Origin of the sequence: Moorena sp. SIOASIH (assembly GCF_010671925.1) — a bacterium.
Taxonomy (GTDB): Bacteria; Cyanobacteriota; Cyanobacteriia; order Cyanobacteriales; family Coleofasciculaceae; genus Moorena.
On record NZ_JAAHIH010000006.1, the window covers coordinates 72,969 to 85,182 of the forward strand.

8 protein-coding genes are annotated in these 12,214 nt (G+C 42.2%); 7 read left to right on the forward strand and 1 reads right to left on the reverse strand.

What is annotated here, in order from left to right:
- Window positions 1–219 precede the first annotated feature (219 nt).
- From F6J90_RS32485 to F6J90_RS32495, 3 genes are all read left to right on the forward strand, one after another.
- Window positions 220–1,968 (forward strand): cytochrome c biogenesis protein ResB, encoded by a 1,749-nt coding sequence (locus F6J90_RS32485; RefSeq protein ID WP_293103504.1) that lies wholly within the window; start codon window positions 220–222, stop codon window positions 1,966–1,968.
- Window positions 1,969–2,310: 342 nt separating this feature from the next.
- Complete coding sequence (gene ccsA, locus F6J90_RS32490; RefSeq protein ID WP_293103507.1) at window positions 2,311–4,035, forward strand: cytochrome c biogenesis protein CcsA; 1,725 nt, start codon at window positions 2,311–2,313, stop codon at window positions 4,033–4,035.
- 399 nt (window positions 4,036–4,434) lie between these two features.
- On the forward strand, window positions 4,435–4,884 hold the full coding sequence (locus F6J90_RS32495; protein WP_293103509.1) for a Rieske (2Fe-2S) protein: 450 nt from the start codon (window positions 4,435–4,437) through the stop codon (window positions 4,882–4,884).
- A 341-nt stretch (window positions 4,885–5,225) separates the two neighbouring features.
- Here the strand turns inward: F6J90_RS32495 and F6J90_RS32500 are convergent, their stop codons facing one another.
- Complete coding sequence (locus F6J90_RS32500) at window positions 5,226–6,929, reverse strand: ABC transporter ATP-binding protein/permease (RefSeq protein WP_366513953.1); 1,704 nt, start codon at window positions 6,927–6,929, stop codon at window positions 5,226–5,228.
- Window positions 6,930–7,729: 800 nt separating this feature from the next.
- Here F6J90_RS32500 and rimM point away from each other — a divergent pair.
- The 4 genes from rimM to F6J90_RS32520 all read left to right on the forward strand — a co-directional run bounded on the left by rimM (window position 7,730) and on the right by F6J90_RS32520 (window position 11,900).
- A complete protein-coding gene (gene rimM, locus F6J90_RS32505; protein ID WP_293103515.1) occupies window positions 7,730–8,401 on the forward strand; it encodes a ribosome maturation factor RimM in 672 nt (223 codons plus the stop codon).
- A gap of 493 nt (window positions 8,402–8,894) precedes the next feature.
- Window positions 8,895–9,785: an alpha/beta fold hydrolase gene (locus tag F6J90_RS32510; protein WP_293103518.1), complete on the forward strand. Its 891-nt coding sequence runs from the start codon at window positions 8,895–8,897 to the stop codon at window positions 9,783–9,785.
- 802 nt (window positions 9,786–10,587) lie between these two features.
- Window positions 10,588–11,133 carry a hypothetical protein gene (locus F6J90_RS32515; RefSeq protein WP_293103521.1) on the forward strand — a complete coding sequence of 182 codons (546 nt, stop codon included), beginning with the start codon at window positions 10,588–10,590 and terminating at the stop codon, window positions 11,131–11,133.
- Window positions 11,118–11,900: an ABC transporter ATP-binding protein gene (locus tag F6J90_RS32520; protein ID WP_293103523.1), complete on the forward strand. Its 783-nt coding sequence runs from the start codon at window positions 11,118–11,120 to the stop codon at window positions 11,898–11,900. Before F6J90_RS32515 ends, F6J90_RS32520 begins: the two co-directional genes overlap by 16 nt.
- Window positions 11,901–12,214 lie beyond the last annotated feature (314 nt).

The window sequence follows — 12,214 nt, forward strand, 5'->3', positions numbered from 1 at the left end:
TTTTGGTAAAAGCGATCGCTTAGTTTTAAAAAAGCGAAAAAAAAACATAATTTAGGAAAGAGCTTATGTTGATAAAATTGTTTTATCCCAGGGTGTATTATATAGAGATAAGTCCTAAATTATTGGTAAAAACTATTCCTAATTACCTTTTAGTTACTTAACCATGTTGTGTGGTCCCAATCTTGAGCAGTATGTTCACAAATAACCTAGGATTGCTATATGCTTGAGCATACCTTGAAATTTATTGGCTCGATTAAACTAGCTGTCCCTTTACTTAGTATTATTGTCGCTATCTTAATTGGGGCGACGTTTTACGAATCTCAGGTAGGGTCAACTGCCGTGCAACAGGAGATTTACAAAAGTCCGTGGTTTGGGGCCTTAATGTTCCTACTAGCCCTCAACCTAGCCGTCTCAGCTCTGTATCGCTACCCCTGGCGAGGTGCGCGTAAAATCGGCTTTGCTCTGACCCATCTTGGTATCATCGTAATTATCGCTGGTTCAGCAGCTGTAATCCACTTAGGTGTAGAGGGAATGTTACCTTTGCGCACCGATACCGCTTCCAAGAATCAGATTCGGGTTGAAGGGGAATTGTTAGAAGTGATGACACCATCATCACAGTTGCAGCAGGCTGATGTATTGATTAAGCCAGATGGTTCAGTCATGCCCAAGCAAATTGGTAAACTGTCTTTGGTAGGCTACAGCGACAACACCATCAAAACAGTCAGTTTTACCGAAGGGGCAACGGCAGATAATCTAGCAGTAGATAATCCAGCAGTGCGATTACGCTTGAAAAGCGATCGCATGGGGCAAACCCTAGAGCGCTATTTAGCTGTAGCCCCAGTAGCCTATAGCAAAGTAGGGATTGGGCCAGCTGAATTAGAAATCATTCAGGTAGATACGGTAGCGACAGGAAAAGGAAAATCTCTGCTATCCCCCCCTCAAGAACAAAATCTGAGTCCTTGGGGTAGCATTGAGGTAACTTCAAAAGAAAGGGACACGATAGATACAGAGATTATCGATATAAAACAAGCTCTGTCATCCCAAGCCCCAGACTCCTCAGTCAAAGTCGTCGATTTTTGGCCGGATTTCCGACTAGACGCCAACAACCAACGGACCACGGCCTCCCAACAACTGAGAAATCCGGCAGTACAGTTGGAGGTATCCACACCAGAAGGGGTTGAACGCTGGTTTGTGTTTGGAAAGGACAACTTTCCGCCAATTCGTTCAGTGGTATCAGGAAAACCCCTAGAAGGAATTGAGATTAGCTATAACATTAAACCCCAGGAATCAGAGGATTATTTCCGGGTAATCGTGACTCAATCAGGTCAGCTATTCTATGCTGCCCATTCCTCGAAAGGATTTAAATCTGGTACCTTAGACATTGGGAAAGCTGTCAGTCCTGGTTGGGCAGACTTCCAAATTACCCTAGACGAGTATATTCCCCATGGCAAAATCAATCGTGAGGTCATACCTGTATTTGACCCAACCGTTAAGGGAGTACCAGCCTTATTAGTCAGCACCGAAACCGGAACCCAAACCTGGTTACCCTGGGGCGAGGCGACTACGATTAACGAACCAACAGGAGAAATCTTTGCTGCCTTTAGTCCCAAACTCTTGCAACTGCCGTTTGCGATCGCATTAGAAGACTTCATCGTAGAACGCAATGAAGGCAGTGATTCCGTTGCCATGTGGACTAGCAAAATCCGGATCGAAGACCGGGATCACCACGTCATCTCCCAGCGCAACGTTTGGATGAACCATCCCACCTGGTATCAAGGCTGGAAAATAGCCCAAGCTTCTTGGAATCCCGGTGACTTAAAACAATCAACCCTACAAATCAAGCGAGAACCAGCCTGGGTAACTGCTTTAACTTGGACAGGCTCTGGTCTAGTAATCAGTGGCATCACTATCATGTTCTATGGTCGAGGGGTAGCTAAAAAACTGCGCCACCAGCCAGAGGAGGTTTAAAGTTGTAGGTTGCAGGTTGAGGGTTGAAAGTTGAAGGTTGAAGGTTGAAGGTTGAAGGGTGAAGGGTGAAGGTTCAAGAACGTTGCAGGTTAAACGTCGTTCGCCTTTGGCGTTCCCGTAGGGTAGGTTGAACGCGCACGCGTGGCCGAAAGGCCAAGGTTCAAGAACGTTGCAGGTTAAACGTTTGACAGCATGTTTAGTACCAAAATTATTTCTAAACCTGTCCTTTTGTGTTCTGTGTGCCCAAATCCGAAGTTCCCTTGTACTATCATTCCCCCTAGCATACTTTGTTCTAGTTCAGATTAGCGTTTACCTCTGTTTAGCTTTTACCGCTGTGCTCTGATGAAACCACTCCAACTCCTGATCGGACTCTGTCTCGGAATCCTAATCCTAATCATACCTCCAACCCAACTCCAACCATCACCCCTAGACCCCTTACAAACCCTAGCCGTTCAACTGGATGGGCGCAAAAAACCCTTAGACACCGTAGCCCGAGAAACCGTAGCCAAAATCCACGGTTCCACTAACTACCGCCTAGAAAACAATCAAACCCTCAACTATCTCCAAACCTACCTATCCCTATGGTTTAATAACCGAGACTGGAACCAAGAACCCTTCATTCTACTGACCTACCGCCCCCTCAAAGAAAAAATTGGCCTTGACCTAGAACGAAAATACTTCTCCTTCCGAGAATTAGTCAGTTCCAACCTAGGTGCCATCGTTCTGGAAGCCAATCAAAAACAAGCTGACAACATTGAGCTGACCAGAGACGAACGAGAAGCCCTCACTATAGAAGACAGACTGGCATTAATGTTACGCACGGTAGGTACCGATACCCTACCCCTAGTTCCCCATCCCAGTGATAGTAAAGGCACTTGGGTAAGCATACTTCAATCGCAACAGTATTACACCAACGAACAAATTACCCCTCTACAGCAGAGTTACCAAACACTCAAACAAGCCTATCGTTTAGATCCCCTACTGACTACTGTTGAGGTTGGGCAAGTCGCGGAAACACTACATCAGGAGTTAGCCGCTCTTAGCCCTGAAATTTACCCCAAGGATTCCGTGCTGCAACGGGAAGTTAACTTCTCTAGTTTTCGCCCCTTTAGTAAAGCCTGGAAAATTTATGCGATCGCATTACTAGTCCTGTTATTAGGATTATCCGTCAAGCAATTAGACCTCTACTCAGGTGCAGTAGGAATTTTCCTTACAGGTCTTTTCATCCAAGGCTACGGATTTATCACCCGCATGGAAATTGCCGGACGTCCCCCAGTTACCAATATGTATGAATCCGTAGTGTGGGTTGGATTTGGGATAGCCGCCATCGCCCTAGTATTTGAGCTAATCTACCGAGCAAAATACTATCTGTTAGCCGCTGCTCCTTTATCAATCCTTTGTCTACTTCTAGCAGACACTCTTCCAGCCGTCCTAGATCCAAGTATTGCCCCCCTTGTACCAGTACTAAGGGACAACTTCTGGCTCAGTATCCACGTTCCTACCATTACCCTCAGCTATGCTAGTTTTGCCTTAGCCATGGGATTAGGACATATTATTTTAGGACATTATCTAGTTGCTCCCCAATCCTTTCAAAGAATTTCCCATCTATCAAAATTCAACTATCGAGTCCTACAAATTGGTGTTTTACTGCTCACTACTGGCATTATTCTCGGTGGCATCTGGGCGCACTTCTCCTGGGGTCGCTTCTGGGGTTGGGACCCCAAAGAAACCTGGGCGTTGATTGCCCTAATGTGTTACATAGTCCCGTTACATGGTCGTCTGGTAGGATGGTTAGCAGACTTTGGGATGGCAGTCATTAGTGTAGTTTGTTTTAATGCTGTGTTGATGGCTTGGTATGGCGTTAACTTTGTTCTCGGTACTGGTTTACACAGTTATGGATTTAGCACTGGTGGCTCAGAATTGATTGTCGGAACCCTAGTTGGTTTAGACTTATTATTTGTAGCAGCTGCAGCTACCAGACATAACCGTTGGTTGCTCTCTAACTCTAGTGAAAATCTAGTGAAACAATTGAGTAAAAACCAACCAGTTATGGCTAAAGAGAATTAAAAGGAATTCAAACTAACTTTAGCAAAGGGAATAGGGAACAGGGAACAGGGAGCAGGGAGTAGGGAACAGGGAACAAACATTCTCAAAATTGATTTAGGATTGCTATTAAAAGGCAAAATGCCAACTAATGACCAAGATATTATCCAGCTAATTTAGCTGGTAATACTTTCGATTCCAAATGCCTGGTTTTAGAGATGAGATAATTATATCAAGTTCAGATAATAATTTATCAAAAAATATAGCTTTATTATAGTAGGTAATCTCCCTAATCATCCCCTGTTCCCTGTTCCCTGTTCCCTGTTCCCTATTACCTACTATTTATAAGTGTTCAACCCCACATGATATTAATCGTTTATGGTTTATTATTAAAATAAATCGTTTTCCAGGTAGAGGTATACTATGGATCGTCGTAAATTTATGGGCTGGTTTGGTGTTGGTGCATTCGCTACTTATCTACCAGTAGCCTTAGCCGCCTGTAGTCCTGAGCAAAGTGCCCCAAAAGCAACAGAAAAGAAAACCCCTAATATTGATAAATCGGTGCGAGAGGATGGATTCCAAGCCGTTGGCACAGTGCAGCAGTTAGAAGAAAAAGGCAAAATTATCGACAGGACAGCAGATATTCTGGTCGTGCGTAATCTGAGCAACAATAGTCTTGTTGCCCTAAACCCTAGGTGTACTCACCAAGGCTGTAGCGTTGATTGGAAGCAAGAGGATAAAATATTTAACTGTCCTTGCCACGGTTCTAAATTTGATTTAGATGGCAAAGTAACGAAAGGACCTGCAGACAAACCCTTGACAAGCTATGAAACAAAGGAAGAAGATAATTTAGTTTTAGTAAAAGTAAGCTAGTCATTTAGGAGCAGGTTTGATATTGCAGCTGAAGTCCCCCTTTTTAAGGGAAATTTAGGTGGAGCTGAAGTCCCCCTTTTTAAGGGAAATTTAGGTGAAGCTGAAGTCCCCCTTTTTAAGGGAAATTTAGGTGGAGCTGAAGTCCCCCTTTTTAAGGGAAATTTAGGTGGAGCTGAATTCCCCCTTTTTAAGGGAAATTTAGGTGGAGCTGAATTCCCCCTTTTTAAGGGAAATTTAGGTGGAGCTGAAGTCCCCCTTTTTAAGGGGGATTTAGGGGGATCTCTTTGCACCTCATGGGAGAGAGAATTGCTATAACTAACCTGCTCCTGCTCCTTTCCAATTCAAAAATTAAAGCTTTGTTCATTTAAAATCATCTCTTGATAAGTACCTGACTTCACTAAGCGACCTTGATCGAGCAAATAGATACAATCACAATGTTCAATCGTGGAGAGACGGTGGGCAATGATAATCATCGTTTTAGTGCCATTCAAAGATTTAATTGCTTCATTAACCAACTGTTCAGTTTCATTGTCTAGTGCAGAAGTCGCCTCATCTAGGACTAAAATTTCTCTCTGATGGTAAAGTGCGCGAGCAATTCCTATCCGTTGGCGTTGACCACCAGATAAACGCACTCCCCGTTCACCAACAACAGAGTTAACTCCTTCAGGCAATTGGTCAACAAACTCCGCAAGTTGAGCAGATTGGATAGCCTGATCTAATCGTTCTCGATCAATCAAATGCTTTGGAACACCAAAGGCAATATTTCCTTCGATTGTGTCATCTATGAGAAAAATCGACTGTGGGATATAGCCAAGTAAATTTTGCCAGGAACGCAGATTATTATATATCGATTGACCTTTGTACCTAATCTCACCACTTTCAGGTGCTAACAGACCTAAAATTACATCAACTAATGTTGTCTTACCTGAGCCTGATTTACCGATTAAAGCAATAGATTGACCTTTGTTGATAGTCAAGGATATGTTCATAATAGTAGGGTCTAAAACCTTGGGATAGCGGTAGGTAATTCTCTCAATTTCGATCTGATTATCCTCCGGTGATAGACTTCTATTAATGTCAATGGACTTTACAATATCCCTGAATTGCTCTGAGGGAGTATTAGGGTTGGAGAGGGTAGATAAATCTGATAAATATTTAGGCTCAAAAATTTCCTCTACTTCAATCTCTTCTAACTCTTTTAAATCCAAGTATATTTTATTAATCGAATAGCTGGAGTTTCGCATCAAAGCAATATTAGATGTTAAATGACTAAATGCTGGAATCATGCGCACGGAAGCCAAAGCGAAAATACCTAAAACTTCGATAATATTTTCTGTCCCAAGGTTAAAGACTAAAACTATAGATACAAAAGCTACTAAAAATGTCACTAAAATCGCTTCAATTATAATGCGAGGCAAAGCTTGAAAAGTATGAAACGATGTCATGCCATTAACCAGTTGATCGACTTGATCACTCATTTGCCTTTCAAAGTAAGATTCGCAACCAATAATTCGTGTTTCTTTTAATCCTCCAAGGCTATGATTGATGATGCGAATCATTTCCTCCTTAGATTGAGATACTTTTTTTCCCCATTCGGAAATTTTGTCTTTAAATTGGTAGATAATCCCCAAGGGAATTAGTAAAATCAAGGCTAGAGTAATTGTTGCGATCGGATCGGTAATTATTAGTAAAATTACTAAAAACAAGATAATAATAAAACTGGCTACAGTTTTTAGGAAAGGAATCATGAATTTTACACTAAAAACTCCCGAGTCTTCCAAGACCGTGTTGATTAAAAAAGCTGTATTTTTTCTGAGATGAAATGTGTAAGGTGCTACCAAGTAGGCGTGGAGCAAATTTGAGGATAGTTCACCGTACTGAGTAAAGCTAAATTTAAAGATATATTTTTGAGCTTGGAAACTTAATAAGGATTTAGTCCAGAAGGCAAAAATAATGATTAAACCTAGCAAGGCAATAAACTGAACTTCAGAAGTTAAACTTAACTTGACATAAACCCAATGCAGCCGAGAATTTAGTTCAATCAACCTTGGGTTAGTAGCTAACCCCATAAATGGCCCGACAAGTCCAATACCTACAGTATCCAGGAGGGAGGTTAGTAAGATTAATAACAGAAGAGGGATTAGTCGGAGTTTTCTTTCTCCGAGAATGTATAAAAAATTTGACAAATAGCTAACCATTTGGTATGTAAATTATTAGGATGATAAAGGAATAATTTAGTGTAAATCAGCTTTATGATGTAGTCAAAGATAAGAGGGAGGATTAAGGTTTGGTCAAATCTAGACAATTGTCCCACTCCGGTGCCATTGCCGACCAGCATCAGGAGACCCTGGACAATCTCAATCCCTTCTACAAAGCCATTCAGCTCTCGAAGGTGAGCTAATTGGCAATTGCGTTGATTGAAGTAACTCTGATTAGACTGTTAGTATCTATAACGTTTATAAAAGAGTTTTTAAAATCCAGAAGCCCACAATCCCTTTTATTGTAGGCATCCTGTCCAGCTTATTCACAACCTATTTAGAATTTATCTAGTTACATTATTTATTATCAAAAAAAAAGTGAGTAATTTTATAGTTGTTAATAACCCTTAATTTAGCCATAGTAATTTGCCGATTAATGGAATATATTTGCAGATTTTATTTGATGGTTTTATAGACAATTATCATGAAAATTTATAGTGTGTTTTATATGATTTTTTTCTGAGCAAAATGCTGGAAATCAGGATAAAATAAAATGACAGGTCCATGATCCACGCTCTCGGACCCCTTTAGGGATTATGGTACTACCTTGCCCTTAGTGGTTACTTCACTTACCTAAAAATGCTCAAATGACCAATGACGACTGGCTAGAAATCGGTAGAATTGTTTCCCCCCATGGGCTAAAAGGAGAGTTGCGAGTTTATCCAAGTTCTGACTTTCCGGAGAGGTTTGAGGAGCCAGGACAGCGCTGGTTAAAACCACCACTTGCCCCTTCCGCGCGGGGGGTTAGGGGGGATTCCTCTCCCCGGAATAATCTACCCCAACCTGTAGAATTACTTTGGGGACGTTTTGTCCCTGGTAAAGGGTTATATGTTGTGCAGCTAAAGGGGGTAGACAACCGGGATCAGGCAGAGGCGTTGCGCGGTTATCAACTGTTGGTACCAGCCAGCGATCGCCCAGAGTTAGAGGAAGATGAGTATCACATCTTAGACTTGATTGACCTTGAAGTCTTTAATCAACTCACTGGTGAAGCTGTGGGGGTAGTCGTAGACGTGATCCCAGCCGGTAATGACCTTTTGAAAGTCAAATTGCAATCTTCAGTGCAACCCTCCCCAACCCAGCCAGAAACTCCACCACCCACTCGAACTAGCAAGAAACGCCAACCCAAGGGTAAGAAGAAACCAGAGCCAGCAACGGTACTGATTCCGTTTGTGAAAGCGATCGCACCAGTGGTCGATCTCGAAAATGGTCGGATTGAGATTACGCCTCCTGCGGGTTTACTAGAAGTCAATAAACCTTAAGTCCTAAGCTAACACGCATCTAAATTTAAATTGTATTTAATCTGTTCATGTTCTGTGAGGGCGATAAGCGCCCCGAAATCCTGATCAGCTCTAGCTTTAAGGTCACTATGATCAAAAACTATACGATGCCCAGTCTCACCACTTACCAAGGGCAGGTTAAGTGGGAGCCTCCTGGGAGTGGAAAGGTGAGAGTCAAAGAGTGAAGCCTTGACCTGATCAAGCCTTGCTAGGTAATGTTTAATCCTCTTTTAAGACAACTATTTAAGAGCTGATTGGTAAACAGACCTATAACCATTGCGGTGCAAGGCTTTCATGATTTAGGCGTAGTTTGACTCCTGTTAGCTGAAATCCATATCTGTCAACGGATTTGAGCTCTTAAGATTTACTCTATAAATTAGCTCTAAGACAACTAATTTACAATCCAGAATCAACTTAGTACCTAAATGTCTAATAATATGAAGATGAGTGAGTTAATTAAAGTTAACAAAAAGCTGTGTCTACACAAGAACTAACATCATACCACACTACGGAAAACCATGTTTGGAACTGGCAAGGTAACCATATTCAATACACCGTAATGGGGACTGGTAAGCCTCTACTGTTGGTTCATGGTTTTGGGGCATCCATTGGACATTGGCGCAAGAATATTCCTGTCCTAGCTGCAGGGGGTTATCGAGTGTTTGCCATCGATCTGCTGGGATTCGGAGGTTCTGATAAACCTGCCTTGTCCTACACCGTAGAGTTGTGGCAACAACAAATAAAGGAGTTTTGGGATACCTACATCAACGAACCTACCGTATTTATCGGTAACTCCATTGGTGCTCTGTTAAGTCTGATGGTGGTAACAAACTATCCTGAGATTGCTGCTGGTGGTGTCTTAATCAACAGTGCTGGTGGACTCAATCACCGCCCTGAAGAGCTAAATCTACCTTTGCGGTTGGTGATGGCAGCTTTTACCAGGTTAGTTAACTCTCCAACCTTTGGACCGTTCCTGTTTAACCGTATCCGCCAGAAAAATCGCATCCGCAGCACCCTCCGTCAAGTCTACTGTGATTCAGATGCCATTACAGAGGAACTTGTAGAGTTAATCTACCAGCCTGCTTGTGATCCCGGTGCTCAAAAGGTATTTGCATCAGTTCTTACTGCTCCTCCTGGTCCTAGACCTAGTGAACTTTTACCGAAGTTACAAAGTCCTCTACTCATTCTTTGGGGAGAAGAAGACCCTTGGACACCGATTTCTGGTGCTACCATCTTCCAAAAGCAGAGTCATCAGGGTAAAGACGTCAAATTTGTAGGGATTCCTAAGGCTGGTCACTGCCCTCATGACGAAAACCCAGAGTCCGTAAATTCACTGATTCTCGATTGGTTGTCATCTCGCTGGTGAAATAGAAAAGCAAGTAATCAGGGTCAAGCACGTAAGTAAGAAGGGTAAACTTTAACATTTACAGCTATTTATAATACTGAAGATTACCCCTGTAACCCAAGAGACGATTCCGTAAATTCACTGATTATAGATTGGCTTTTTTAGGGATATAAATAATAATAAGCAATATCCCTGAAGCCATGACAATACTATCGGTGATTAGCCGTAAGCACATAGTTATTATGGAATCAACAGCTAGATTTTCGGTGCATAGATTGTTAGGACGAATTAATGTGAAGTAACCGAAATTGAGTGAGTGTGAGCTATGTACGTGTTATTACTGATTACCGGATCCGGAAGAGTTAATTTAAAAGGCTCTTCAAGAGGTTTGAATGATTCAGATATTATTAATAAAGCCTTTGTCAGGGTCAGATTGCTAAAAGAACCAGCTAGGGTGGCTCTGAAATAAAAATCAGGTAAAGCTCTTGCAGTATTCCAGAGAACTATTTAAGTAAATTCACGGCAAGCTTTTTGAACTCTTGCTGATTCTTAAAGATTGTTTAAGTGGTTGTCGCGACGTCTTTATTGTCAAGAAATATCACAATTTAGAAGAAACCCAACTTGGCTTCCAAGTGTTACGAATTTAACACGGAAGCTTTAACTCTTTTGTTGCCAAGATAGGAATTACATCCCAAGAGGGTTAAACCCCCCATGTAGAAGGTAAATATATATAATATCTTCTACTAATAGTGTGAATACATTGTGAATGAAGAAAATATACAAGAATTCCTAGGAGGTCATGTATGGACAGGAGGAGATCATAATGACGATTATTGAAGAATTAGCCAAGAGCTATATGACAGCTCCAGCCTATGAAGCTCCTCTATCCTTAGTTAGAGAGTTTCATCAATTTGTGATTGACTTAGCAAAGGTAGAACTGCAAGGGGTCAATTTTGAGTACGTTGACTATCAACCCTACTTTCGAGGACCAGATCTATGTCTGAATGACATCAAAGCTGACTTTGAACAAGGAAATGTTAAAATCAGCGCCCAATATAATGAATCAGATCTACTAGGTAAGGACGTCAACTTAATTTACCGATGTATTCATGAAAGGCATCACGTTAAACTAGATGTGGACTTTGGCTGGGAAGGCGAGTGCGCCATTGCTGCTCACATTATGTCCTTTACAGACAACCTGTTGTTTAAGCAACTTCTGTTTAGCGAGGGGTTAGGGCAAGTGGCTGTGCGCCTGCATACAGGAGAATTTCCTGATTATCAAAAAGTAGTGCTTTTTGATGAAGAGGTTATACATTGTATGGAGAAGACAATGAAAAATGTCAGAAATATCCGATGCCAGAACCATTGATCGAACTGAAGGGAGTGAGCAAATCGTTTGGAAGCAATGTCATTTTGAATCAGTTGGATCTGAAAATTTATCAGGGTGATGCCCTAGTCATTATAGGTCCTTCTGGAACCGGCAAATCAACAATTCTTCGGATTATTGCTGGCTTACTACCTGCTGACGTCGGTGAAGTTTATGTTAAAGGGCAACGGCGCTCCGGTTTAATAGAAGATGCTCAAGACCCCATTGGTATTGGTATGGTATTTCAGCAGGCAGCTTTGTTTGACTCGCTGACGGTGGAAGAGAATGTGGGTTTCTTGCTTTACCAGCATTCTAAACTACCACATCATCGAATTAGGAAATTGGTCAATCAAAGCCTGGAGATGGTAGGGTTATCTGGTGTTGGAGACCGCTACCCAGCTGAGTTATCAGGAGGTATGCGCAAACGAGTCAGTTTTGCCCGTGCTATCATTTCTAATCCCGATAATCCCAGGGACAACCCAGAGGTGTTACTCTACGACGAACCAACCGCTGGACTTGACCCGATCGCCTCAACAGTGATTGAAGATTTAGTGCGCCAGATACAACGGGAAGAAAACGCTTGTAGTACTTACCTAATGGTCACCCATCAGGAGAGTACAATTCGCCGCACCGCTGACCGGGTTGTTTTCCTCTACAAAGGCAAAGTACAGTGGTCCGGCAGCGTTGGGGACATAGATACCACAGATAATCCTCTAGTGCAACAATTTTTTAGTGCCAGTACCACTGGTCCAATTCAAGTAGTAGGTTGACTCTAGGTTAGGAGACTGTATTTATTTATTAATTTGGTTAGGTTCGTTGGCTCTAGGTTGAATGGCTTTAGGCATAAGGGCTCTAGGTTGAATGGCTCTAGGCTAAGCCGCTCTAATGACTAGTCAACGACCAGGACCTTTGTTATCCATTCGGGCTGATCTCGATGCCGTGTCGATTCAACCACAAAATGATCAGGTGCGACCCGTGGCCAATTTAATTCTTAATGGGTCAAGCGCACCTATGCCTTATCAGTCACAGCATGATGGTCGAATGTACCCTTGCGGTCATGATTGACATAGTGCGATCTGCTACA